Source organism: Glycomyces albidus, from assembly GCF_009451885.1.
Classification (GTDB): domain Bacteria; phylum Actinomycetota; class Actinomycetes; order Mycobacteriales; family Micromonosporaceae; genus Glycomyces; species Glycomyces albidus.
The window spans coordinates 49,646-75,647 of record NZ_WIAO01000008.1; the positions used below are offsets into that span (position 1 = coordinate 49,646).

Sequence of the window (26,002 nt, forward strand, 5' to 3'; positions counted from 1 at the left end):
CCTGAGCGTGGGTGGTATGTCCGTTTTCATGGGAGCGCTCATGCCGGGTTCGTGGTCCTTGAATCGCACGAGTGGAACGAATCGGACCGAGATGCGGAAGCGCTCCCAGGCCATGCTCCCAAGCGCGCACCCTTGATGTCAATACATTGACATCTCTAAATTTCTCCTCGGGCGAGGCAAACCGTTGCCATTTGCCAGGTATTTTCCCTGCTAATTAAGCTGGTATTCCTGGTTCATAGTTATGGATTCGCGACCTTCGATTCGCACGTCGTGATCACGAGGGCAACGATGTCGTAACGACCCTCACACCCGGGCTTGCGCCATGGAACACGCTCCCGTACGATCCTGGTATCGCTCCCAAGGGCGATCGCCTCGGCGGTTTCAGTCCGCGGGCCGCCGTCCACGCGCGGCGGCCCGCACCACCCCCGCCTTGTGCGCCAACGCGAAGAGTCCCTCAAACCCCTCTTGAACACAAAGGCGCCGCCGAGGCGCCCGGAAGGAAACCGCAAAGATGCATCTCCTCAATCGCAGGAACGGCAAGGTCGCCCTGGCGGCCGCCGCCGCGGGCGCGCTGGCGCTCACCTCCGCATGCAGCGGCGACGGCGACGACGCCGAGGAAGCCGGCACCAACGCCGACGGCCAGATCGTCCTCACCGTCTCGCTCTTCGGCACCTTCGGCTACACCGAGGCCGCCCTCGAAGCCGAGTACGAAGCCGCCAACCCCGACATCGACGTGGTCTTCGAGGGCGACGGCGTCAACTTCGACGCCGAGTACCGCCCCAACCTCGAGACCGCCCTCGAGACCGGCTCCGGCGCCGGCGACGTCGTGGGCATCGACGAGCAGGCCTCGCCGCAGCTGTTCAACAACCCGGACCTGTGGTACGAGCTCTCCGACTACGAGGACCGCGAGGGCGACTACACCGCGCGCACCTGGAACCTCGGGCACACCCCGGACGGCGGCCTCGTCGGCCTCGCCACCGACATCGGCGGCATGGCCATGTGCTACCGGAACGACCTGTTCGCCGAGGCCGGCCTGCCGACCGACCGCAACGAGGTCGCCGCGCTGTGGTCGACCTGGGACGGCTTCAAGTCCGTCGCCCAGACCTTCGTCGACTCCGGCGTCGACGCCGCCTTCCTCGACAGCCCGACCCAGCTCCAGAACCTGCTGCTGGGCCAGCTCGCCGGCCAGGGCGACGGCAAGATGTACGTCGACAACGACGGCAACCTGACCCTCGACTCCGCCGCGGCGACCGAGTCGGTCAACACCGTCCTGGAGCTGCACGAGATGGGCGCGATCGGCAACTTCGCCTCGTGGTCCGAGGAGTGGAACGCCGGCATGGCCGAAGGCGGCTTCGCCGTCATGCCCTGCCCGGCCTGGATGGCCGGCGGCGTGATCCAGCCGACCTCCGGCGAGGAGAACGCCGGCAAGTGGGACATGGCCCCCGCGCCCGGTGTCGCCGGCAACTGGGGCGGCTCGTTCCTCGCGGTCCCCGCGCAGTCCGAGCACCCGGAGGAGGCCGCTGCACTGGCCTCCTGGCTGACCGCCCCCGAGCAGCAGATCAAGGTCTTCGAGGCCGTCGGCAACTTCCCGTCCTCGCCTGCGGCGCAGGCCGACCCGAAGGTCGCCGGCTACACCAGCGACTACTTCTCGGGCGCCCCGGTCGGCGAGATCATCGGCGCCTCGATCCAGTCGTTCGAGCCGCTCGAGTACTCGTACTACCACCCGCCGGTCAAGGGCGCGGTCGAAGGCGTGCTGAACGGCGTCGCCGACGGCACGTTCACCATCGACCAGGCGCATGAAGAGATCCAGGCGGCCGCTGAGGAAGCGGTCGAACTGGCCGGCTCGGGGCTCTAGCCCCGCCGGGTCCGGCCCGGCGGAACCTGCCTCCGCCGGGCCGGACCACGTGCCGCCGCCCCATCGGGCCGGCGGCGAACGGTTCCCAGCATCCGTTCGCCGCGACCCCCAGGACCGGCCCGCACCCCGGCGGCACCGTGTCGGCCCCCCCCCCCCCCACCCCCCGCGGGGCGGCGCCCCCCCACTGCACACCGCCCCCAGCGGAGGCGCCGCCCGCCCGATACGGCCGTGCGGCACCACGGCACGCAGGAGATCCGCAGGCGGGCGGCGCGGCAGGCGTCACCGCGACCGTCCCAAGGAAGGCCCACATGACCACCCGCAACGCCGCACCGCGCCTGACCTTGCGCGAGCGGCTCAACCGAGCAGACGTGAAGATCACGCCGTACGCGCTGGTGTCCCCGTACTTCATCCTCTTCGCCCTCTTCGGCGTCTTCCCGATGGCGTACACGCTCTACGCGTCGCTCCACGAGTGGAAGCTCGGCAACGCCGAACGCACCTTCGTGGGCCTCGACAACTACGAGTTCCTGCTCACCACGTACGACCGCTTCAACTGGTCCGTGGTCAACACCCTCGGCATGTTCATCATGGCCACCGTCCCGCAGATCGTCTGCGCCATGATGGTCGCCAACGCCCTGAACAAGCGGCTGCGCCGCCCCATGATGTGGCGCATGCTCATCCTCGCGCCCATCGTCACCTCGGTCGTCGCCGTCGGCGTCATCTTCGCCCGCATCTGGGGCGCCGAGTACGGCATGGTCAACGGCGCGCTCGAGCTCATCGGCATCGACGGCATCGACTGGCAGACCGGCCGGCTCTCCTCCTGGCTCGCGATCTCGTCCATGGTCGACTGGCGCTGGATGGGCTACAACTCGCTGATCTTCCTCGCCGCCATGCAGACCATCCCCAGGAACCTGTACGAGGCCGCGACGGTCGACGGCGCCACCCCCCGGCAGCAGTTCTGGAAGATCACCATCCCGCAGCTCAAGCCGGTCCTGATCTTCACCGTGTTCGTCTCCTCCGTGGGCGGCATGACCCTGTTCGTCGAGCCGATGATGTTCGGCTCCGGACGGCTCAACGGCGGCGCCGATGGCCAGTTCCAGACCACCGCGATGGTCCTGGTCGACATCCTCCGCACCCACGGCAACTACGGCATCTCGGCCGCGGCCGGCTGGCTCCTGTTCGCCGTCATCGGGATCGTCGCCGCGATCAACTTCCTCGTCGTCAACCGCATCCAGGGGAACAAATGAGCACCGCCACCGCCCCGCGCCCCGCGGCCCCGGTCGCCGAACCGCCCAAGCCGCCGAAGCCCCCGCGCCGCAAGCGCGCGAAGCGCCCGATCGAGTCCGACGGGGTCTTCGCGCCCACGGTCATGACCCGCATCGGCCTCGCGTTCGTGGCGGTCCTGTCGATCTTCCCGCTGTACTGGATGATCGTCATCGCCTCCCGGGTGAGCTCCGACGCCTCGGGCTTCCCGCCGGCGCTCCTGCCCGGCGGCAACCTCGGCGAGCACATCCAGGAGGCGCTGACCAACCCGGAGGCCAACCTCCTCCTCGGCCTGCGGAACTCGCTCATCATCACCGGCACCGTGACCTTCTCGGTGGTCCTGCTCTCGACCCTCGCCGGATTCGCGTTCGCCAAGCTCCGGTTCCGCGGATCCAAGATCCTCATGGCCACCGTCCTGTTCTCCATGATGGTCCCGCTCCAGCAGCTCGGCGTCGTCCCGCTGTACATGGTCATGGTCGAGCTCGAATGGCTCGACACCCTCCAAGCCGTGATCCTGCCGTTCCTCATCAACGGGTTCGGGATCTTCATGATGCGCCAGTACGTCGACCAGGCGATCCCCGACGAGATCATCGAAGCCGCCCGCATCGACGGCGCGACCACCTTCGGCATCTGGTGGCGGATCGTGCTCCCGGCCCTGCGCCCGGCCATGGTCGTCCTCGGACTGCTCACGTTCATGCTCAACTGGAACGAGTTCCTGTGGCCGTTCATGGTCCTGAGCGAGCAGAACCCCACGATCCAGCTCGCGATCCGTCAGATCTCCACCGCCACCTGGGCGGCGGACCTCTCGATGATCTTCACGGGCACCTTGATCTCGATCATTCCCATCGCGATCCTGTTCGTCGTCTTCGGGCGGCAGATCGTCCACGGCATCATGGAAGGCTCCGGCAAATAATGACCAACGAATTCGAAGGGGCGGCGGCCCTCGCCGCCCGATTTCCAACCGGCTTCACCTGGGGAGCGGCGACGTCCTCGTACCAGGTGGAGGGCGCGACCGACGCGGACGGGCGAGGCAGGTCCATCTGGGACTCGTTCGTGAACGAGCCGGGACGGGTGGTCGACGGCTCGAACGGCGACACCGCGATCGACTCCTACCGCAACATCGCCGGCGACGTCGCCACCGTCAAGTCCCTCGGGCTCAACAGCTACCGGTTCTCCCTGTCGTGGCCCCGGATCTGCCCCGACGGGGACGGGCGGATCAACCCGGCCGGGCTGCGCTACTACTCCGACCTGGTGGACGCCCTCCTCGCCGAGGGCATCACCCCCTGGGTGACGCTCTACCACTGGGACCTGCCGCAGGCCCTGGAGGACAAGGGCGGCTGGCCGGTGCGGGACACCGCGCTGCGCTTCGGCGACTTCGCGCTCATCGCGCACACGGCGCTCGGCGACCGGGTCAAGCACTGGATCACGGTCAACGAGCCGTGGTGCGCGGCGTTCCTCGGCTACGCCTCCGGCGAGCACGCGCCGGGCCGGCGCGAGCCCGCGGAGTCGATCGCCGCGGCGCACCACCTGATGCTCGGGCACGGCCTCGCCGCGCGCGCCATCAAGAGCGCCGACCCCGAGGCCACCGTCAGCATCGGGATCAACTTCTACCCGGTGCACGCCGCCAGCGACGCCCCCGGCGACGTGGACGCGGCCCGCCGCGTCGACGGCGTCCAGAACCGCTGGTTCACCGACGCGGCCCTGCGCGGGACCTACCCCGAGGACGTCGTCGAGGACTTCAAGGCGATCACCGACTTCGACTTCAACCGCGACGGCGACCTGGAGACCATCAACGCGCCGATCGACGTGCTGTCGGTGAACTACTACAGCCGCTTCACCGTCACCGGCAACGGCGGCTCGGCCTCCGCCTCCGCCGCCCCGACCGGCGCGGGCTCCGCGTGGCCGGCCAACGAACACATCGGGTTCGTGCCCGCCGGGCTCCCCGTCACCGACATGGGCTGGGAGATCGAGCCGGCCGGGCTCACCGAGATGCTCACGCGCCTGCACGCCGCCTACCCGGAGGTCGCCCTCGCGGTGACCGAGAACGGCGCGGCGTTCCCCGACAAGCTCGACGAAGGCCGCGTCCGCGACCCCGAGCGGCTCGACTACGTGCAGCAGCACCTGTCGGCCTGCGCGGACGCGCTCGACGCGGGAGTCCCGCTCGTCGGGTATTTCGCCTGGTCGCTCGCCGACAACTTCGAGTGGGCCTGGGGCTACACCAAGCGGTTCGGTCTCGTGTACGTCGATTTCGAGACCGGCGAGCGCACCGTCAAGGACTCCGGGCGCTGGTACGGCGACCTGGTGCGACGCGCTCGTTCGAACCGTGAGGCAGAATAGTTCCACGCGACATAGCCCGAGGTGATGCACGATGACCGAGACCCGACTTGAGGCTCCAGGCGAACCACTGCCTGCCGAGCGCACCGGCCGCAGGCGCAGCGGCGGCCGGCCGACGCTCGACACGGTTGCGCGCCATGCGGGCGTCGGCCGGGGCACGGTCTCCCGTGTCATCAACGGCTCCCCCAAAGTCGCCGAGGACACGCGTGCGGCGGTCCTGGCCGCGATCAAGGAGCTGGGGTACGTCCCCAACCAGGCGGCCAGGACCCTCGTGACCCAGCGGACGGACACCGTCGCGCTCGTGGTCACCGAGTCCCAGGAGTGGCTGTGGTCGGAGCCGTTCTTCGCGGGGGTGCTGCGCGGGATCACCGAGCAGCTCGCCGAGGAGAACATGCGGCTCATGCTCACGTTCGCCCCGCGCGACGGCAACCGCACCGACCTCGAGTCCTACCTGATGGGGCAGCACGTCGACGGGGTCATGATGGTCTCGAGCCACTCGGGCGACCCGCTCCCCGAGCGCCTCGAGGACGCCGGCATCCCGATCGTCCTCTGCGGTACGCCCGTCGGCTTCCGGCCGGTGGCGTACGTCGACTGCGACAACCGCTCCGGCGCCCGCCAGGCCGTCGAGTACCTCGCCGAGCGCGGCCACAAGCGCATCGGCATCATCGCCGGCCCCCAGGACATGGCCGTCGGCGTCGACCGCCTCAACGGCTACCGCGACGGCCTCCGCGGCCACCGCCTCCCGGTCGAGGAGGGCCTGGTCGCGGTCGCCGAGGGCTTCGACGAGGCCAGCGGCATCAAGGCGGCCCGCCGCCTGTTCGACACCGCCGGGCACCTCGACGCGGTCTTCGCGAACTCCGACCCGCTCGCCATCGCGACGCTCCGCGTCGCCCGCGAGCGCGGCATCCGCGTCCCCGACGACCTCGCGCTCGTCGGCTTCGACGACTCCCCGCTCGCCGAGGTCGCCGACCCGCCCCTGACCACGGTCCACCAGCCGACCGAGACGATGGGCCGCGAGATGGCCCGCCTCCTGTGCGGCCGCATCCGCGGCGAGGAGGCCGGCCCCCTGGTGACGATCCTCGGCACGAGGATCGTGGTCCGCCAGTCCGCCTGAGACGACCGAACGGGCCCGGCTCCAGCAATGGAGCCGGGCCCTCGACGTCCTCACATCAGATGACGATGTTCATCGTGTTCCAGCCGGCGCCGACCAGGAGCGGCGGCGAGTACGAGCCGGCGCTGGTGCCCCGGTACAGGTAGAGGTTTCCGTTGGCGGTGCTCCGGGCGACCCAGTCGGCATGGCCGTCGAGGTTGAAGTCGCCGACCGAGGCGAGGCCGTTCATGCCGCTCCAGCCGCAGCCGAGCTTCACCGCTGCCTTGAGCGTCCCGTCGCCGCGGCCGCTGTAGCGGTAGAGGCAGCCGTCCGATCCGCGGACGGCGACCAGATCGGCGTGGCCGTCGTGGTCGAGGTCGCCCACGGCGGTGGGGCCGCCGAGCGCGTTCCAGCCGGTCCCGATGTTCACGCGGGTGCCGACTTTCCCGTCGCCTCTGCCCGGATAGAACCACAGGTACCCGGTGGACCGCTCGCGGGCGACGATGTCGACCTTGCCGTCGCCGTTGAAATCCTGGCCGGAGACGATGGCGCTCATGGCGTTCCAGCCGGTCCCGACCTGGATCCGGTGCTCGTACGAGAAGTCGCCGTACGCGGTTCCCGGGATGACGTAGAGCGCGCCGTTCGACGCGACCCTCGCCAGCAGGTCGGGGATGCCGTCGCCGGTGAGGTCGCCCGCGGTCTCGAGCAAGTTCATGCCGCCCATGCCGGTGCCCCACTGCGAGCTCTGGCCGAAACCGCTGGAGCCGTTGCCGGGGTAGAAGTACACGGTCCCGGTCGTGTGCCGGGCGAGCACGTCGGTGAAGCCGCTGGCGTCGAAGTCGTAGGCGCGGTCGACCGCGGTGCCGGGGAGGCGCAGGCCCTCCCACCCGTCGTCGACGACACGCCTGCCGACATGGTCGCCGAAGTCGTTGAAGGAGTGCATGACGAGTTCGCCGGTGAACGCGTCGATCCCGACGACCTCGCCGGTGCCGTCCCCGTCGTAGTCGTCCGCGGCGGTGAGCTCGTTGTACTGGGCCGAGCTGAGGCCGTCCTCGTCGTCGTAGACCTTCTGGCGCGCGCCGACGGTGCCGTCGCCCTGGCCGTGGTAGAGGAAGTACTCGCCGGTGGCGTGCTTGCGGGCGAGCAGGTCGGGCCGCCCGTCGCGGTTGGCGTCGGCGAGGGTGGTGATGGTGTCGATCCCGCCCCAGCCGGTGCTCACGGCGGTCCTGGCGCCGAACGTGCCGTTGCCGAGGCCGGGATAGAAGTACAGCTTGCGGTCGCTCTTGCCGACGGCGTAGAGGTCGGTCTTCCCGTCCCCGTCGAAGTCGCCGCTGGAGGTGAAGACGCCCTGGGCGTTCCAACCGGTGCCCGCCTGGATGCGGGTCCCGAGCCCGCCGGCGCCGTTCCCGGGGTAGGTGTACAGGACGCCGGTCCGGGTGTCCCGGGCGAGGAGGTCGGCGATGCCGTCGCCGGTGAGGTCGCCGGCCATGGCGATGTCCATCGCGCCCCATCCGGCGCCGCGGGAGACGCCGCTCGCGAGGGTGCCGTCGCCGTTTCCGGCGAAGAAGAGCAGGTTCCCGTCGGACCTGCGCACGGCGAAGAGGTCCTGGTGGTCGTCGCCGTTGTAGTCCCCGCGGTTGTAGGAGGCGGAGACGGCGATCTCCTGGCTGTAGGTGACGAGGCTCCGCTGGTCGTACATCTGGAGCATCCAGAGCGTGGTGCCGGTCTGCTTGATCTCCAGGTTCAGGGTGAAGGTGGTGTCGTCGACGAGCACGGTCGTCTCCGGCTCGCAGTCGTCGTCGCCGAGGCAGTGGATCGTCAGCTTGCTGACGCCGTTGGGGAACCCGGCGTCGGCGACCGTGACCTCGACGGGGACGATGTCGCCGACGAAGTGGGGCCCGGGCGGGACTTCGATGGCGACGAACTCGGGCTTGCTGTCGTCGACCATGTAATAGCAGGTGTCCGAGACTTCAACGGCGCCGCTCGGGTGCTTGAACTCGTGTCGGACGGAGTAGTAGCCGTCGTCCACGGCGAACGTGGACGCGGGCGCGGTGCCGTCGGCGACCTCGGCCGGGGCTGAGACCGCGACGACTTCACCGGTGTCGGCGTTGCGGACGGTCGCGGTCCAGGTGATGTCCTGGTCGACGAGGTCGGGGCGCCACAGGTCGGCGGTGAATCCGCCGTAGGGAACCGTCCCGGTGCGAAGCTGGGGGTACGTAGGCATGGTGTTGCAGGACCTCGTCGTGAAGTTCGCGGCCTCGATGTCCCAGAGGAGGTCGAGGCGGGCGGAGCCGCCGTCGAACCGGGCGGTCTCCTCGCTCGCGGTCATGCCGAAGGTGGGGCCGGGGAATCCGGAGGCGAGGCTCCAGGGGCCGAGGTCGTACACGGCCGTGCCGTCGATGCAGGCGCCGGCCGCCGGGGGCCTGGTACCGGTCGGCAGCGGCCGGTCGGTCCAGGAGAGGTGCGGGCGGTAGACCCTGGTGACCAGGAGCTCGGGTGCGACGCATTCGGCGCCTTCGGCCGCATCGACTCGGAACTCGGCTTCGGCGACGCTGACGGTGGCGCCGGCCGGGACGGAGGAGGGCAGCAGGTCGCCGAGGGTCCCGCCCCAGAAGTTCCAGTAGGTGGCCGCTTGGGCGGGTGCGGAGCATTCGGGGTCGGCCGTCGCGTCGCAGTAGGGGCCGACGACCGCGTCCGCGTTCTGTCCGGCCGCGACGAAGTAGGGCTCCCCGCGGCCCCCGTCGCCGCGGAAGAGGGTGAGGTCGGGCTCGGCGGACGTGACCGAGGCCCATTCGTTGACGCCGTACTGCCGGTACGTCCACTGGGCGGTCACGGTCAGCGGGAAGGCGGCCTCGCCGAGGCCGCCTCCTGCCGGGGTCAGCGAGAGGACGCCGTCCGTGCCGACGGCGAGATTGAGCGCCTGCCCGTCTCCCGCGCTGTCGCGCAGGTAGAACGGCGTGGTCTGCTCCCCGGCGGTCTGGCGCTCCGGATGGCCCACCGGATATGCCAGGTCGAGCGTGTTCTGGAGGCGGCCGCCGCCGGCGACCGCCCAGTAGTCGAGGTCCAGGCCCGAGGAAAGGGCGTTCCAAGCGGCCTCGTCGGCGATGTCGAAGCGGAGTCCCAGGTCCGAGACGCGCGCGTCGAGGGTGAGGTCGAGTCCGGGGGCGAGGTCGTCGTAGTGGACCTCCGTGCCGGAGTACGTCGGCGCCGGTGTGCTCTCGGCCCAGTGGAGGCCGGCGGCCGGGGTGCTGAGCAGCGGCGCGTCGCCGCCGAGACCGAGGGTGAGATCCCATTCGGAGTCGGCTTGGACCAGTGAGCCGTCCGCCTCGGTGAGCGTGGGATCGGCCGCGCCCTGTGCTTGGAGCATCTCGGCGGAGGGGACGGTCGAGACCCGGCGGAGCCGGCCTTCGGGGGTTGCGGAGTAGGTGTCGTAGTCGGTGGTCACCGCTTCGATCACCACTTCGACCCCGCACGCGTTCGCGATCTCGAGCGCGGGCTCGGTGGCGGCGGCCGACGGGCGCTCGCCCAGGGCGCCGCAGTCGATCTCGGTGGTCTGCGCGGCCGCGGCACCGGGCACGGCCAGGAGGGCGGCGCCGACTGCGGCGGCGGTGAAGGCGGCCGTCCTGCCTCGGGGAGGGGTGAAGTTCATTCAGGTGTCCTGGGTGTTCGAAGGGGATTCGGTTCCACGATAGACGAAACCGGGCCCGGCCGCGGTCCGAGCGGACCGCGGCCGGGCAGGTGCGGGGTCGTCAGGCGACGGCGTTCGCCCACGTCCAGCCGGTCACGATGGTGACGCGCACGTCGAAACCGCCGGTGCCGTTGCCGCGGTACAGGTACATGCGGCCGTCCGCCTGGCGGCGGGCGATCCAGTCGCCGTGGCCGTCGCCGTCGAAGTCCTCGACGGCGGCGACCTGGTCGTACCCGGTCCAGTTGCAGCTCACCAGCACCCCGGCCTTGAGTGTGCCGTCGCCGCGGCCGCCGTAGAAGTACATGCAGTCGTTCGAGGACCGGATGCCGATCACGTCGGCGTGGCCGTCGTGGTCGAGGTCCCCGGGCGAGGTGATCTCCCGCATGCCGTTCCAGCCGGTGCTGAACTGCACCCGGGCGGCGAGCGTCCCGTCGCCCTTGCCCGGGTAGAGCCACAGGTAGCCGGTGGCCTTGTCGCGTGCGATGAGGTCGACCTTGCCGTCGCCGTTGAAGTCCTGCCCGGAGACGATGGCGCTCATGGCGTTCCAGCCGGTCCCGATCCGCAGGCGGCTCGCAGGGTCGTGCCCGCCCCCGCCGTTCCCCGGGTACAGGTACAGGGCCCCGTCCGAGTCCCTGCCGAGCAGGTCCGCGAACCCGTCGCCGTCGAAGTCGCCGGCGGTCTCCAGCAGCGTCAGGCTCTTCAGGCCGGTGCCCCACGTGCCGATCGGGCCGAACCCGGTCGAGCCGTTCCCGTTGTACACGTACAGCTTCCCGTCCGAGGCCCGCCGCGCGAACACGTCGGCGTTCCCGTCGCCGGTGTAGTCGTAGGTGCCGTCGGCCTGAACGGACGGGAGGCGGTACCGGCCCCAGCCGGTGCCCTCGACCTGGTCGGTCGCCACGGCGTGGAGTCCGTAGTCGTAGCGGAAGGACTCGCGGACGAGTTCACCGGTGGCGGCGTCGACCGCCACCAGGTCCGCGTAGTTGTCGCCGTCGGTGTCGCCCGCGCTCGTCACGCTGCTGAACAGGCGGGTGTTGAAGGCGCTCGACTCGAGATCGGCGAGTCCGGCCATGGCCGAGGACGTCTGGCCCGCGCGGAGGTGGTAGATCCAGTACTCGCCGGTGCGCGCGTCACGAACCATGAGCTCGTCCTCGTTCTCGCCCGAGAGGTTGTCGAGGTTCACGATCATGTCGACGCTGCGGCCGAGCTGGCTGGTTCCCACGGGTGAGGCGCCGAACGTGCCGTCGCCGTTCCCGCGGTGCACGACCACGGCGCCGTCGGACTTGACGCCGATCAGGTCGACGAACCCGCTGTAGAAGAACTCGCCGACAGCGAACGACTCGACCGTGTTCCATCCAGACCCGGCGCTGATCCGGGTCCCGAACCCGCCGTCGCCGTCGCCGGGGTAGGTGTAGAGGTTCCCGTTCCGGTTGTCACGGGCGAACAGATCGGGGCGTCCGTCGGAGGTGATGTCGCCCGGCATGGTCACGTCCATGTGGCCCCAGCCGGTCGCGAGGACCGTGGGCGCGGCGAAGGTGCCGTCCCCCTTCCCCGCATGGAGCAGGAGCGCCCCGTCCGAGCGCCGGACCGTCACCAGGTCCTGGTGGCGGTCGCCGTCGAAGTCGTTCTTCGAGTAGGTCGCGGGCAGGTCGAGGACCGGTAGTTCAGCGGAGTTCCCCGCCTTGTCCAGCAGGTAGAAGGACGCCCTGCCGTTGGTGTCGGTGACCTGGATTTCGACGTCGTGCACGCCGTTCTCGGTGAGGACGCCGGCCGGGCCGGTGCACACGGAGCATCCGACCGTCAGCGCGTTGAGACCGTCCGGGAACCCTTCGTCGGCGACCTCGATCGCGGCACCGACGGTGTCACCGACGTAGCGCTGACCGGGTTCCACCGTGATGTCGAGGAACTCCGGTGCGGCGGTGTCGACGACCAGGTAGCAGGGCGCGGCCCGGTAGGAGAAGTCGACGGTGGTCGAGGAGAAGTCATACTCGACGCGGTACTTCCCGTTGGGCAGCGGATCCTCGAGGACGTAGTACGGGCTGGAGCCGAGCGGCACCGGCTTCGGGTCGGTCGTCAAGGCGACCGCACCGGTGGTCTGGTCGGTGAACGTGGCGGTCCAGGTGAGACCGAGGTCCAGCGTCTCGGACCGCCAGGTCTTGACCAGGGTGTTGCCGTACTCGGGCGTTGCCGTCTTGAAGAACGGCGCGGCATCGAGAAGGCTCCGGCACAGCGAGTAGTGCGGGCCTGCGTAGAAGAAGCCCGCGATGTCGAAGAAGACGTCGAGGCGTGCAGAGCCGCCGTCGAAGCGAGCGGTCTCGGTGCTGTCCGCGGTGCCGAATGTGACCGATCCGGACGCTTCCGGGTCGCTCCACGCGCCGGAGACCGCATCGGTCAGGTCGTAGCGGGCGGTGCCGCCCTCACATTCGCCTGCTCCCGCGGATCCGATGACGGCGGGGCGGTCGTTCCAGGTCGCGGCGGCGGAGTACTCCTCGGTGAGGTTCAGTTTGGGAGCGGAGCACGCGGCGCCCTCGGCCGCGTCGACACTGAAGACCGCGGCGGACACGGGGTACTCGAACGTGTAGGACGTGTCCGGGTCGAGACCCGCCAGCATGGGCCATTCGAAGTTCCAGTAGACGGCCGCTTCGGCCTGTGCGCACTCCCCTCCGGCGAGGTCGTCGCAGTAGGAGCCGCCGACCGCGTCCGCGGACTGCCCGGCGGCGGCGAAGTACGGCTCATCGAGGCCCGCTTCGCCCCGGTAGAGAGTCGAGTCGGCGGCGGCCGACGTGACGGCGCCCCACTCGTTCGCCCGGTAGGAGCGGTCCGCCCACTGGGTGGAGAGCGTCAGCGGGAACTCCGCGGCGGCGAGCGCCTCCTCGGAGAGGGTCACGGTGAGCGCACCGTCTCCCGCGAGATCGAGGTCCGCTCGATGCACGGCGCCGGCGGCATCGCGCACGGTGAACGGGGTCGTCCATTCGGTGTCCGGCTTGGAGTCGGTGTCGTCGAAGCGCAACGATCCGTCGACGGCCTCGGCCCTGGAGGCGTCTGTCAGCAGGCCGGTCGCGAGTGCGTTCCAGGCGTCGAGGTCGGCGACATTGAACCGGAAGCCGACGTCGGTGGAGCCGACATCGGCGGTGAGGTCGAGTCCGGGGCTCAGTTCGTCGTAGAAGGCAGTGGTGCCCTCGTAGGTCGGAACCGGGATGTCGCCTGCCCAATCGAGTCCGCCGACCAGGGTGTCGAACAGCGGGGCCTCGGGGTCGTCGTAGCGGAGGTACGCCCACCATCGGGAGTTCGTCTGCGCCAGTGTCCCCGCGAAGGCCTCAAGCGTCGGGTCGGACGGTCCGGAGTCGAGGTACTCCTGTACGGCCTCGGCGGTGGAGACGAGGTGCAGTTGGCCCGCGGGGGTCGCGTAGACCGTCATCTGGTCCCAGGCGCGGGCTGAGACCCGGACTTCGACCGCGCATGCGGCAGCCGCGTCGAGTGCGGCGGCGATGCCGCTGCGCCTCGGGTTGTCGCCGAGGGTCGAGCAGTCGATCGTCTGGGCGGAGACGGGGCCGGGGGCGGCGAGTGTTGCGGCTACGGCCACGGCGACTGCCGCGACCGGCGCGGCCCGGCGGAAGGGGCGGCGCTCCGGTCTCGAAGCTTCGTTCATTCAGATGTCCCGGGGGTTGTAGGGGCTGAGGGGCCTGCGGCTTCCGAAACACGCGGTACCGCGGGAACCGGTTGCACACCAGTCGCACAGGAGACCGCTCGGACAGGCGGACATTCCGGTGCCGGGCCGCGCGGCGGATCGGGGGCGCCGTTCGGCGGGCGGGCAGGCATGGCCTGGCGGTAGTGGGGACGTGGTCCTCATACGCCTGTCCTGCTCGGCCCTGTCCTGCTCGGCCCTGTCCTGCTCGACAAGGTGGCTACCGACCAGTAACATGTATCGTGATCGGCAGCACCACTGTCGTCTGACAGCACGTGTGAAAGCACCGTCGAGAGGTCGCCATGGGAGTCGTCCAGATCGTCACGGCCGTGATCGCGTTCGCGTACACCGCGCTCGCCATCGGGCTGTTCGTCCGCGCCGGGCTGGGGATGCTCGCGCTCGTCAGGCTCGGGTCGCCGGACCTGACCCGGAAGGGCGACCGCGGCACGCGGGTGAAGACGATGCTGCGGGAGTCCCTGGGGCACACCAGGATGCTCAAGTGGCACTGGGTGGGCGCGGCGCACTGGGCCGTGTTCTTCGGGTTCTTCCTGCTGTTCCCGGCGCTCGCCCAGTCGTACTTCGAGGTGATCAACCCGGAGTGGAGCCTGCCGATCGTCGGGCACTGGGGCCCGTGGCTGCTGTTCTCGGAGCTGCTCACGGTGCTCACGGGCCTGGCCATCGTCACGCTCTTCGCCATCCGCATGTTCCGGCAGCCGAGCGCTCACCGGGTGCCGCCGCAGGGCGTCGCCTCCGACGCCGGCCAGCGGCGCTCGTCGTCGCGGTTCGAGAACTCGCGGCAGTGGATGGCCTTCTACATCGAGGCCACGATCTTCACGATCGTCCTGTCGCACATGGCGATCCGCACGTTCAAGGTGGCGCTCGGGGACATCGAGCACGAGTGGACCTCCCCGGTCTCCTCGCTGATCGCGGGCGTGTGGAGCGGTGCGTCCGAGGAGTCGCTGCTGACGGCGATCACCCTCGTCGCGGGACTCGACATCCTCGTGTCGTGGACGTTCTTCCTGATGCTGGCGCTGATCCCGTCGATGGGCATCGGCTGGCACCGGGTCACCGCGTTCTTCAACCTGTACTTCAAGCGGCACGCCGACGGCGCGGTCTCGCTGGGCGCGGCCAAGCCGATGCTCGTCAAGGGCGAGCCGGCCGACTTCGAGACCGCCGACCCGGAGACGGACCCGTTCGGCGTCGCCACGATCGAGGACTTCTCGTGGAAGGGCCTGCTGGACTTCTCCACCTGCACCGAGTGCGGCCGCTGCCAGTCGCAGTGCCCCGCGTGGAACACCGGGAAGCCGCTGTCGCCGAAGACGCTCATCACGGACCTGCGCGACCACCTGTACGAGCAGGCGCCGTACCTGAAGGCCGCGGCCATCGCGAAGGAGCGGGGCGACGCGGCCGACCCGCACGAGAAGATCAACATCATCGGCTCGGTGATCGACCCGGACGTGCTGTGGTCCTGCACCACCTGCGGCGCCTGCGTCGAGCAGTGCCCGGTCGACATCGAGCACGTCGACCACATCCTCGACCTGCGCCGCCACCAGACGATGATCGAGTCGGCGTTCCCGTCCGAGGCGCAGACGATGCTGCGGAACCTCGAGAACAAGGGCAACCCGTGGGGCGAGAACCCCGCGCACCGCCTCAAGTGGGCCGAGGGCCTCGACTTCGAGGTGCCGGTCGCCGACGGGAGCACCGAGTTCGAGTACCTGTACTGGGTCGGCTGCGCCGGAGCGTACGACCCGAAGGCGCAGAAGACCTCCCAGGCGGTGGCGACACTGCTGCACGACGCGGGCGTCAAGTTCGCGGTCCTCGGCGAGGCCGAGACGTGCACGGGCGACCCCGCCCGGCGCATCGGGCACGAGTTCATGTTCCAGATGCTCGCCGAGCAGAACGTGGAGACGCTGAACGAGGTCAAGGCGGTGAAGATCGTCGCGACCTGCCCGCACTGCCTCAACACGATCGGCAACGAGTACGAGGAGGCCGGCGGCAAGTACGAGGTCGTGCACCACACCGAGCTGCTGGGCGACCTCGTGCAGGCCGGGAAGATCACCCCGGTCGAGCAGCACGAAGGCAAGCTCACCTACCACGACCCCTGCTACCTGGGCCGCCACAACCGGATCTTCACGCCCCCGCGCGAGCTCCTCGGCACCTTCTCGGAGGTCACCGAGATGCCGCGCAACGCGGAGCGCTCGTTCTGCTGCGGCGCCGGCGGCGCCCGCATGTGGCTGGAGGAGCCGCTCGGCAAGCGCGTCAACCGCGAGCGCGCCGACGAGGCCGTCGCCACCGGCGCGAACACGGTCGCCGTCGGCTGCCCGTTCTGCTCCACGATGCTCCGCGACGGCGTCGCCGACGCCGGACGCGAGGACGTCGAGGTCATCGACATCGCCCAGCTCCTGGCCCGAAGCCGCGAGAAGAAGGCCGAGAAGGCGGCAGCCGCCGAGTCGGCGTGAAACATCCTCACGGGCGGTAGCCGATAAAATACGAAGAGTGGTGGCACTTACGAGCAAAAATCAGATACTCTGATAGCATGAAACTTATGACGGCGACCGAGGTGTCGCGGAATTTCGCCGCCGTGCTCGACGCGGTCGAGCACGGCGAGACCATCACGATCACCCGCGGCAACCACCGCATCGCCCGGATCGGTCCCGAACCCCACGTGTCGGCACGCGAGGCCCTGGAGAAACTCGCGAACCGCGGTGAACGCGTCGACGAGCACTACCTGTCCGACATCCGCGACGCCGTCGACGGCCTCGATCACGAAATCAGGGACCCGTGGGAAGAAAATTGATCCTCGACACCGGAGTCCTGATCGGCGTCGACCGGGGTGAGCTCCGCCTCGACTCAATCGGATATGACGACGACGCGCTGATCGCCTCCATCACGCTGTCCGAACTGATGGTCGGCGCCATACTCGCCAACGAGGCCCGCCGCGCCGAACGCCAGCGGATGGTCGACTTCGTACTCGAGACGTTCCCGGTGGTGGACTTCACCGCGGACACGGCCCGAGTCCATGCGGACCTCTCCGTCCAGGCCAGGCGGACTGGCAGCCCGCGCGGAGCACACGACCTCATGATCGCCGCGACTGCGGTGATGATCGGCGCCAAACTCGTCACAACCGACATAGCGGCCCGGTTCGGCGACCTCCCCGGAGTCGACTGCATCGAGTTGAAGCCCTAGAGAACCGGAGAAGCCGCAGAGGCGTCCGTGCAGGGCGGTTTGGGATTCCCATGCCGCCCTTCGGCTTACCTCCCGGCTGCAATTCTCGTTCGGGCTTCGCCCGCTGTGCTACCCGTTCGGACTGCGTCCGCTCTACTTACCGTTCGGGCTTCGCCCGCTGTGCTACCCGTTCGGACTGCGTCCGCTCTACTTACCGTTCGGGCTCCGCCCGTTGAACTACCTGTTCGGGCTCCGCCCGCTCTACTTCTTGTTCGGGCTTCGCCCGCTGAACTACCTGTTCGGGCTCCGCCCGCTCTACTTCTTGTTCGGGCTTCGCCCGAAGTGCTCCCTCAAAAGGGCTGCTGATTCGACTTCGAGGACGCCGGCGTAGACGTCGGGGTTGTGGTTGAGGCGGGGGTCGCGGACGACGTCCCAGAGGGAGCCGACGGCGCCGGTCTTCGGCTCCCACGCGCCGAACACGATTTCACCCACCCGGGCGAGGACTGCGGCGCCCGCGCACATCGTGCACGGCTCCAGGGTGACGACGAGGGTGCAGTCCTCGAGCCGCCAGCCGTCGCCGTGGAGGGCCGCGGCGGCGCGGAGGGCGAGGATCTCGGCGTGCGCGGTCGGGTCGCCGAGCGCTTCGCGGGCGTTGGCGGCGGCCGCGAGCTCGCGCCCGTCCGGGCCGATGACGACGGCCCCGACGGGGAGGTCGGGCCGGGGGTCGGGGCCGGTCAGGGGTCGGTCGGCCTGGCGTGCCGGGCTGCCGGGCCGCCGGTGCACCGCCTGGCCCGCCGGGAGGCCGGTACCGCGCGCGACGTCGAGGGCGCGCCGCATCCAGTGCTCGTGGACCTCGCGGCGGGACTGCATGGGGGCTAGGCGCCGGCGGCGTCTTCCAGGGCTTCGGCGAAACCGAGCGACTTCGCGACCTCGGCGACCACGTCGGAGGGCATCATGCCCTCTTTGGCGCACAGGGCCAGCAGGGTCGAGCCGGGCACGCCCAGGTCGCCCAGGAGGTCGGCCTCGCCGACGGGCTCGGCGTCGAGCTCGGTCGGGCGGGCGGCGATGGACTCCTCGTCTTCGGAGTCGATCTCCTCGGTGTCCTCGGGCTCGAGGTCGCCCAGCAGGGCCTCGCCCAGGCGCGACTGCGACGCGTATTCGGCGTCAGAGCCGAAGGTGCGCAGGTCGTCGCCGTTGTCGAGGCGCATCACCGTCAGGTACTCGTCGTCGGCGTCGACGAAGAGCAGCGTCAGGTCCGCGTCAGGGAATGCCTCACGCATGACCTCGGCCGCGTCCTCGACGTCGGCAACAGCGTCGAGGTCGACCTCTGCGGCCTCCCATTCGTCGCCCTCGCGGCCCACAGCCACAGCGAAATACGACACGATCCGTCCCCGTCTTCTCACTCAATGGAACCAGCGGCCCGGCGCGGCTGCTGTTCGAACGACCTACTGAAGGATGTGGCGGCCCGTGGTCGATGTAACCACAGGATCCAATCGCCGGTCAGCAAAAGATACAGCTCGCATGAGAGCCCCGCGACCCCAGCGGCCGTCCCTGCGACCGCCGCTACGCCGACCGCGGCTCCGCGGTCACCGTAGCGCGCCAGTGCAGCTGCGGCGACAGCCCCGATCGTACTCGCGGCCAAAGTCACCCAGGCGAAGCCCGCCCCCGTCAGGGGCTCCTCGCCCGTGCCGTTGCCGTAGGCCAAGAGCCACAACAGCACCCAGATGCCGCACAGCGCGGCGCCGGCGGCCACGGGGCCGACCCGGACGGGGTGGGGCTCCCTCCAGTGCGGGCGCCCGGCGCGCGGCGGCGGCACGTCGTGCGATGGTGCGGCGGGGCCGGTCCAGGAGGTGGGTCCTATGGGTCCCTCATGCATAGGTCACAGGGTACGCAGGGGGCGGGGGCGGCGGGGCGAGCGGCAGCGGCATGACCGGCTGCGCGGGCGGTTCGATGGGGCGCATCCGGCCGTCGGGGAACGCGACGTGGTAGCGGCTCCCGTCCCACAGCGCGGGCGGGGTGCGCGGGTCGCGGCCGGCGTAGGCGGTCCGGGCGGCGTTCATGCGGTGCACGCCTTCGTGGACGGCCTGCTGGCTCCAGGGCGCGCCGATGCTCGCGAGGTCGTACTGCTCGGCGACGTCGGAGGCGGCTCGCTGGAACTCCTTCATGGCGGCCTCGCCGGGCTTCCCGGCCCAGCGGAGGGCCCAGGCGCGGGCGGAGGCGCGGCGGGAGAACGTGGCGAGGGACGCGAGCTCGGGCGGCGACATCTGGGCGGCCGCGACGAGCGGGGCGAGGGCGGCCTGGGTGCGGCGCGCGTCGGCGGCGCGCAGCCACAGGGCGGCGCCGACCATGGTGAAGAACAGGGGCGCGAGGAACGCCGGGTAGAGGGCGAACCAGAGCGCGGGCATGTCGAGGGCCACGCCGAGGACGGAGGAGCCGTTCCAGAGGGCGTGGAGGCCCATGCCGCACAGGAGCATGCCGATGATCCAGACCGTCTGGACGCCTTTGCGTCCGGGACGGCGGGCGGCCTTGCCGAGGCCGATCGCGGAGAGGCCGGTCATGAGCGGGTGGGCGAACATGGTGGCGAGGCCGCGGACGACGACGAGGATGGTGACCTGGGCGATGCCGGCGGCGTCGTCGAGGGAGGCGCCGTACAGGTAGGCGCCGGAGGCGTACAGGACGTTCTCGGAGACGGCGAAGCCGGCCCCGGCGAGTCCGCAGTAGACGATCGCGTCGAGGGTGCCGGTGAGGTGGCGGCGGGCGAACCAGTAGACCATGAGCGGGCCGAGGAGCTTGGTGATCTCCTCGATCACGGGCGCGGAGACGACGGCGGCGAGGTTCTGGTCGAGGTCGTTGCGGAACAGGATGTAGGCGACGCCGGTGTTGACGCCGAGGGAGATCGCGGTGGACACGCACGCGCCCCAGCCGAAGCAGAACGCGAGGACGAGCCAGGGGCGGCGCCGGTAGCGGCCGAGCCACAGGAACGTGCCGACGAGGATCGGGGCGGGCAGGAGCGCGGCGATGAGGCCGACGGTGGCGGCGCGGGCGCCGGTGCCGTCGACGATGGCCCAGCCGAGGACGGTGAGGCCCCCCGCGAAGAGCAGGAGGACGCCGGCCAGGGTGAGGCCCCGGGCCTTGCGGGCCAGGCCGATCCAGGCGAGGGTGATGCCGGTGAGGGCGAGGGCGGCGGCGATGCCGAGGACGGTCAGGAGGGTCACTGCCGCTTCGGAGAGGGCGGGGATCATCGGGCGGTCTCCTGGTCGGGGTCGTCGGCTTCCCGTCCGGGCTCGTCGGGGTCTTCGCGGATGACGAAGTGGTCGCCGATGCCGGAGACGGTCAGCAGGCGCTTGAGGAAGTCGCCGAGGTTCGCGAGGACGAGGACGGCCCGCGAGCGGGCGGCGGCGCGGGCGAGGATGACGAGGGTGCCGAGCCCGCGCGAGTCGCAGAACGTCACGCCGCGCATGTCGAGGACGACCCGGACGGGGTCCTCCGCGAGTGCGGCGTCGACGGCGCTGGTGAGCCGCGGGGCGGTGTGCAGGTCGATTTCGCCGGTCAACGCCACGATCGTCTCATTCGACTCGCGGTATACCGAGATGTCGAGCTTCTGGTGCACCACGCGACAACCCTAGCCGGTTTTCCGCCGCGGCAGGAGGCCCGAGGCGATCACGAACGCGAATCGTTGTCGCAGTTCCGATTCGAACACGGGCAGTGAGCGGACTGTCGGACCCGCGAGGGAGGCTTGAATATCGGGGGGCCTCACGCCCCCGCCAGTCGGCGTGCCCTGCGGTGCCGATCGGCGCAACGGTTCGAACACCGCCAGTGACCGAGGGTGTCGGACCCCCGCGGGAGGATTGAGTATCGGGGGCGCTCGCGCCCCCGCCAGTCGGTGTGCTCTCGGCTCGGCCGCCCGGCCGCGCCGCTCCCGCCCCTTTGCGCCCCTTACGCCGCTCCGGGTTCCAGGAGGGCGAGGATGCGTTCGATCTCGGGGTCGTCGCCGCGGCCTTCGTGCCAGGCGGCGAGGGCCTCGCGGGCCTGGTCGATGCGCTTGGTGAGCAGCCCCTCGCGTTCGCGGAGGTCCTTGGTGCGCTCGGAGGTCTGGCGGAGGGCCTGGCCCTGCGCCCACAGGTCGATGAAGACCTTGACCTTGGTGCGGAGCATCCACGGGTCGAACGGCTTCGTGATGTAGTCCACGGCGCCGACCGAGTACCCGCGCATCGCCAGGTGCGCGTCCCGGTCGGCCGCGGTGAGGAAGATGATCGGCGTGTGCCGGGTCTTCTCGCGCTGCTTGATGTGCCGCGCGGTCTCGAACCCGTCCATGCCCGGCATCTGGGCGTCGAGCAGGATCGCCGCGTAGTCCTCGGAGAGCAGCCGCTTGAGCGCCTCCTCTCCGGAGGTGACCGCGATCGTGTTGACGGGCAGTCCCTGCAGGATCGCCTCGAGGGCGAGGAGGTTCTCGGATCGGTCGTCCACGAGCAGGACGCGGGCGGTGCTCATGCGTTGCCTCCAGAAGTCGGTTCGCCATTGTCCCGTCCGGACTCGCCGCCCGGGCCCGCGGGTGCCGCGCCTTGTGCGCCGCCGCGCTCGGTCCCGTCGGCGCCGATCCAGTGCGACATGGTGTCCAGCAGCAGGTCGAGGTCGACGGGCTTGGTCAGGTACGCGCTCGCGCCGGCCTCCACGGACTGCTCCCGCTGCTCGGCGAGCGCCTGCGCGGTGAGGAACACGATCGGCAGGTCCGCGAACTGGGGCATCCGCCGGATGACCCGCGTCGTCTCGTTGCCGTCCATGCCCGGCATCATCGAGTCCATCAGGACGATGTCGATCCCCGGGTGGTGTTGGAGGGCGTCGATGCCGTCGGCGCCGTTCTCGGCGTAGTGGACGTCGATGCCGTGGAGCTCCAGGGCCGCGGTGAGCGCGAAGACGTTGCGGATGTCGTCGTCGATGATGAGCACCGTCGTCCCCTCGAGGTGCTGCGCGGCCGCCGACGAGGACGGCGTCTCGGGCGCGCCGGTGAGGATCCCCGGCTCCTCGATGTGCATCGGCAGCTCGGCCGGCACCAGCGGAAGGTCGCCGTCGGCGTCGATCTCGACCGGCACCACGAACGTGAACTTGGAGCCGTGGTCGCCGGTGTGCTCGATGAACACGTCGCCGCCGAGCGCGTTCGACAGGGACTTCGAGATCGACAGGCCCAGGCCGGTGCCGCCGAAGTTGCGGCGGGTCGTGCCGTCGGCCTGCTGGAACGGCTCGAAGATGATCGACTTCTTCGACTCTGCGACGCCGATGCCGGTGTCGATGACGCTCAAGGCGATCCGCTCGGCCGCGGCGTTCAGGTGCGGGGCGTCGAACCGCAGGTCCGCGGGGACGCGGCGCACCGCGAGGGTCACCGATCCGACCCGCGTGAACTTGACCGCGTTCGACAGGAGATTCCGCAGGACCTGCTGGAACTTCTGCCCGTCGGTCTGCATGAGCTGCGGCACCCCGGGGCCGACGTCCACGTTGAATTCCAGGCCCTTGTCCTCGGCCTGGGGCCGGAACGCCGCCTCGATGTCCCCGAGGACCTCCGCGAGGTCGACCGGGTGCACGGAGACGACCATCCGCCCCGCCTCGATCTTCGACAGGTCGAGGATGTCGTCGATGAGCGTGAGCAGGTCGGTGCCGGCGTTGTAGATGGTCCGCGCGAACTCGATCTGCCGCTCGGTGAGGTTCCCGTCGGAGTTCTCCGACAGCAGCCGCGCGAGCAGGAGCAGCGAGTTCAGGGGCGTGCGCAGCTCGTGCGAGACGTTCGCGAGGAACTCCGACTTGTACTTCGACGCCTGCGCGAGCTGCTCGGCCTTCTCCTCGATGTCCTTGCGGGCGGTCTCGACCTCTTCGTTCTTCAGCTCGATCGCCTTGTTCTGCGCCGACAGGAGCTGCGCCTTCTCCTCGAGCTCGACATTGGTCTCCTGCAGCCGGTTCGACTGGGCCCGCAGCTCCTGCGCCATCCGCTGGGACTCGCGCAGCAGCACCTCGGTGCGGGCGTTGCCCTCGATGGTCGCGAGCGTGACCCCGACGTTCGGGGCGAGCGCGTCCAGGAACCGCTTGTGCAGCCCCGAGTACGTGTTGAACGACGCGAACTCGATGACGCCGCGCACCTTGTCGCCGAACTGGACCGGCAGGATGATCAGGTCCGTCGGGGTGGCCTGGCCGAGCCCGGAGGAGATCTCGAGGTAGCCCTCGGGGATGTCGTGCAGGTGGATGGTCCGCTTCGACGCGGCCGCCTGGCCGACCATGCCCTCGTTGTCCTCGATGAGCTTCTTCTCTCCCGGGTTCGGGTGCCCGTAGACGGCGTTGAGCCGGTACGTGACGTGCCCGGCGACGTCCTCGTGGCGGACGTAGAACGTCGAGGTCTGCGCGTCGATGAGCGGCGTGACCTCGTCGAGGACCATCCGGGTGACCTCTTCGACGCCGCGGCGGCCCTGGAGGAGCGAGGAGATCCGGGCGAGGTTCGAGTTCAGCCAGTCCGCGTCGGTGTTCTGGCGGGTCTTGTCGCGCAGGGCGGTGATCATCTGGTTGATCGACTCGGTCAGGTCGGCGATCTCGCCTGCGGCCTCGAAGTCGACCGACTGGGTCAGGTCGCCGCGGGCCACGGCGTGCGCGACGTTCGCGATCGCGCGGAGCTGCAGCGTCAGCGTCGCCGCGAGCGAGTTCACGTTGCGGGTCAGGGCGAGCCAGGTGCCGGAGACGCCGGCGACCTCGGCCTGGCCGCCGAGGTTGCCCTCGACGCCGACCTCGCGCGCCACGCGCGTGACCTCCGTGGCGAAGCTCGAGAGCTGGTTGACCATCGTGTTCACGGTGTTCTTCATCTCGAGGAACTCGCCCTGGGCGTCGACGGTGATCTGCCCGGTGAGGTCGCCGCGCGCGACCGCGGTGGTGACCTCGGCGATGTTGCGGACCTGGAGCGTCAGGTTCGTCGCCATCGAGTTGACGTTGTCGGTGAGGTCCTTCCAGGTCCCGGACACGCCCGGCACGGTGGCCTGGCCGCCGAGGCGCCCCTCGGTGCCGACCTCGCGGGCGACGCGGGTGACCTCGTCGGCGAACGAGGAGAGCCGGTCGACCATCGCGTTCATGGTCGTCTTCAGCTCGAGCATCTCCCCTTGCGCGTCGACGGTGATCTGGCGGCTCAGGTCGCCCCGGGCGATCGCGCTCGCCACGGACGAGATGTTCCGCACCTGGCTGGTCAGATTCGAGGCCATCGAGTTCACGTTGTCGGTGAGGGCCTCCCAGATGCCGGAGACGCCCTGCACGTTCGCCTGCCCGCCGAGCTTGCCGTCGGTGCCCACCTCGCGGGCGACGCGCGTGACCTCGTCGGCGAACTGCGAGAGCTGCGCCACCATCGAGTTCATCGTCGACTTCAGCTCGAGCATCTCGCCCTGCGCGTCGACGGTGATCTGCCGGTTCAGGTCGCCGGAGGCGACGGCGCTGGCGACCGAGGAGATGTTCCGCACCTGCGCGGTCAGGTTGGCGGCCATCAGGTTGACGTTCTCGGTGAGGTCCTTCCAGGTGCCGGACACGCCCGGAACGTCCGCCTGGCCGCCCAGCCGGCCCTGCGAGCCGACTTCGCGCGCCACGCGGGTCACCTCGTCGGCGAACCGCGACAGCTGGTCGACCATCGTGTTCACGGTGGTCTTGACCTCGGCGACCTCGCCCTTGGCGTCGACGGTCATCTTCTGCCCCAGGTCCCCGGCGGCGACCGCGCTGGTGACCTTCGCGATGTTGCGGACCTGCTCGGTGAGGTTCGCGGCGAGCTGGTTCACGTTCTGGGTGAGGTCGCGCCAGGTGCCGGAGACGCCGAACACCTGCGCCTGGCCGCCGAGGCGGCCGTCGGTGCCGACCTCGCGGGCGACGCGCGTGACCTCGTCGGCGAAGTTCGAGAGCTGGTCGACCATGGTGTTGACGGTGGTCTTCAGCTCCAGGATCTCGCCCTGGGCGGAGACGGCGATCTTCTGGTTCAGGTCGCCGCGCGCGACCGCGCTGGTGACCTTCGCGATGTCGCGGACCTGGTCGGTGAGGCTCGAGGCCATGTCGTTCACCGACTCGGTGAGGTCCTTCCACGTGCCCGAGACGCCGGGCACGTCCGCCTGGCCGCCGAGGCGGCCCTCGGTGCCGACCTCGCGCGCGACGCGCGTCACCTCGCCCGCGAAGACCTGGAGGGTCTCGGTGAGCGAGTTGATCGTGTCGGCGAGCTCGGCGACCTCGCCCGAGGCCTTGACGGTGATCTTCTGGTTCAGGTCGCCCGAGGCGATGGCCTGGGTCACGGTCGAGATGGAGCGGACCTGCTCGGTCAGGTTCGAGGCCATGGTGTTCACCGCGTCGGTCAGCGACCGCCAGGTGCCCGAGACGCCCTGGACGTCGGCCTGCCCGCCGAGGCGGCCCTCGGTGCCGACCTCCCGCGCGACGCGCGTCACCTCGCCCGCGAAGGAGCGCAGCAGCCCGACCATCCGGTTGACGGTCTCGCCGAGGCGGCGGAACTCGCCGCGGAGCTGCTTGCCGTCGATCTCGAGGTCGGCCTCCTGGGACAGGTCGCCGGCGGCGACCGCCTCGAGGACGCGCCCGAGCTCGGCCGTGGGCCGCATCAGGTCCTCCACGAGCCGGTTGACGCTGGCCGCGCCCTCGGACCAGCCGCCGTCGAGGTGCTCGACGATGAGCCGGTGGTTCCAGGAGCCCTCCTCGCCGACCACGCGGGCGATGAGCGCGAGGTCGCGGGTCTGCCGGTCCGCCTGCTCGACGACGGCGTTGAACCGGTCGACCACCTCCCCGGCCAGGCCCTCCCCGCGTGGCAGCCGCACCGAGAAGTCGCCCCGCTCGACGGCGCCCAGCGCATCGGCCAGGCTTCGGAGCAGGTCGGACTCATCGGTCGGGTTCGCTGTACGGGAAACGGTGTCCGTCATGGCGTGA

At 70.1% G+C, this 26,002-nt stretch carries 16 protein-coding genes; 8 read left to right on the forward strand and 8 right to left on the reverse strand.

The window, feature by feature from the left end:
• Positions 1-511 precede the first annotated feature (511 nt).
• The 5 genes from GFD30_RS08925 (at position 512) to GFD30_RS08945 (ending at position 6,563) form a co-directional block, all read left to right on the forward strand.
• Positions 512-1,855 (forward strand): extracellular solute-binding protein, encoded by a 1,344-nt coding sequence (locus GFD30_RS08925; protein WP_153024843.1) that lies wholly within the window; start codon positions 512-514, stop codon positions 1,853-1,855.
• A 308-nt stretch (positions 1,856-2,163) separates the two neighbouring features.
• Positions 2,164-3,099 (forward strand): carbohydrate ABC transporter permease, encoded by a 936-nt coding sequence (locus tag GFD30_RS08930; RefSeq protein WP_153024844.1) that lies wholly within the window; start codon positions 2,164-2,166, stop codon positions 3,097-3,099.
• Entirely contained in the window at positions 3,096-4,028 is a 933-nt protein-coding gene (locus GFD30_RS08935; protein ID WP_153024845.1) for a carbohydrate ABC transporter permease, read from the forward strand. Before GFD30_RS08930 ends, GFD30_RS08935 begins: the two co-directional genes overlap by 4 nt.
• Complete coding sequence (locus tag GFD30_RS08940; RefSeq protein ID WP_153024846.1) at positions 4,028-5,452, forward strand: GH1 family beta-glucosidase; 1,425 nt, start codon at positions 4,028-4,030, stop codon at positions 5,450-5,452. Before GFD30_RS08935 ends, GFD30_RS08940 begins: the two co-directional genes overlap by 1 nt.
• Before the next feature lie 31 nt (positions 5,453-5,483).
• Positions 5,484-6,563, forward strand: coding sequence for a LacI family DNA-binding transcriptional regulator (locus tag GFD30_RS08945; RefSeq protein ID WP_153024847.1), 1,080 nt, complete (start codon positions 5,484-5,486; stop codon positions 6,561-6,563).
• A gap of 55 nt (positions 6,564-6,618) precedes the next feature.
• On the opposite strand, the gene GFD30_RS08950 is transcribed toward GFD30_RS08945, so the two are convergent.
• Complete coding sequence (locus GFD30_RS08950; protein WP_153024848.1) at positions 6,619-10,188, reverse strand: FG-GAP repeat domain-containing protein; 3,570 nt, start codon at positions 10,186-10,188, stop codon at positions 6,619-6,621.
• Positions 10,189-10,288: 100 nt separating this feature from the next.
• Positions 10,289-13,873, reverse strand: coding sequence for an FG-GAP repeat domain-containing protein (locus tag GFD30_RS08955; RefSeq protein WP_153024849.1), 3,585 nt, complete (start codon positions 13,871-13,873; stop codon positions 10,289-10,291).
• Between the two features lie 338 nt (positions 13,874-14,211).
• On the opposite strand from GFD30_RS08955, the gene GFD30_RS08960 reads away from it, so the two are divergent.
• The 3 genes from GFD30_RS08960 (at position 14,212) to GFD30_RS08970 (ending at position 17,095) form a co-directional block, all read left to right on the forward strand.
• Positions 14,212-16,368, forward strand: a complete 2,157-nt coding sequence (locus tag GFD30_RS08960; RefSeq protein WP_153024850.1) for a (Fe-S)-binding protein — start codon at positions 14,212-14,214, stop codon at positions 16,366-16,368.
• Positions 16,369-16,445: 77 nt separating this feature from the next.
• Entirely contained in the window at positions 16,446-16,706 is a 261-nt protein-coding gene (locus tag GFD30_RS08965) for a type II toxin-antitoxin system Phd/YefM family antitoxin (RefSeq protein ID WP_153024851.1), read from the forward strand.
• On the forward strand, positions 16,691-17,095 hold the full coding sequence (locus tag GFD30_RS08970; protein ID WP_322633087.1) for a PIN domain-containing protein: 405 nt from the start codon (positions 16,691-16,693) through the stop codon (positions 17,093-17,095). Before GFD30_RS08965 ends, GFD30_RS08970 begins: the two co-directional genes overlap by 16 nt.
• 294 nt (positions 17,096-17,389) lie before the next feature.
• Here GFD30_RS08970 and GFD30_RS08975 read toward each other — a convergent pair whose 3' ends face one another.
• From GFD30_RS08975 to GFD30_RS09000, 6 genes are all read right to left on the reverse strand, one after another.
• Positions 17,390-17,944, reverse strand: coding sequence for a nucleoside deaminase (locus tag GFD30_RS08975; RefSeq protein ID WP_153024852.1), 555 nt, complete (start codon positions 17,942-17,944; stop codon positions 17,390-17,392).
• Positions 17,945-17,949: 5 nt separating this feature from the next.
• Positions 17,950-18,456, reverse strand: coding sequence for a tRNA adenosine deaminase-associated protein (locus tag GFD30_RS08980; RefSeq protein WP_322633088.1), 507 nt, complete (start codon positions 18,454-18,456; stop codon positions 17,950-17,952).
• Positions 18,457-18,942: 486 nt separating this feature from the next.
• Entirely contained in the window at positions 18,943-20,316 is a 1,374-nt protein-coding gene (locus tag GFD30_RS08985) for a PrsW family intramembrane metalloprotease (RefSeq protein WP_153024853.1), read from the reverse strand.
• The gene (locus tag GFD30_RS08990) at positions 20,313-20,687 is read right to left on the reverse strand and encodes an STAS domain-containing protein (protein WP_322633089.1); all 375 of its coding nucleotides are present in this window, start codon (positions 20,685-20,687) and stop codon (positions 20,313-20,315) included. The genes GFD30_RS08985 and GFD30_RS08990 overlap by 4 nt, the downstream gene beginning before the upstream one ends.
• Positions 20,688-21,010: 323 nt before the next feature.
• The gene (locus GFD30_RS08995) at positions 21,011-21,565 is read right to left on the reverse strand and encodes a response regulator (RefSeq protein WP_153024854.1); all 555 of its coding nucleotides are present in this window, start codon (positions 21,563-21,565) and stop codon (positions 21,011-21,013) included.
• Positions 21,562-25,995: a HAMP domain-containing protein gene (locus GFD30_RS09000; protein WP_153024855.1), complete on the reverse strand. Its 4,434-nt coding sequence runs from the start codon at positions 25,993-25,995 to the stop codon at positions 21,562-21,564. Before GFD30_RS09000 ends, GFD30_RS08995 begins: the two co-directional genes overlap by 4 nt.
• Between the last annotated feature and the right edge of the window lie 7 nt (positions 25,996-26,002).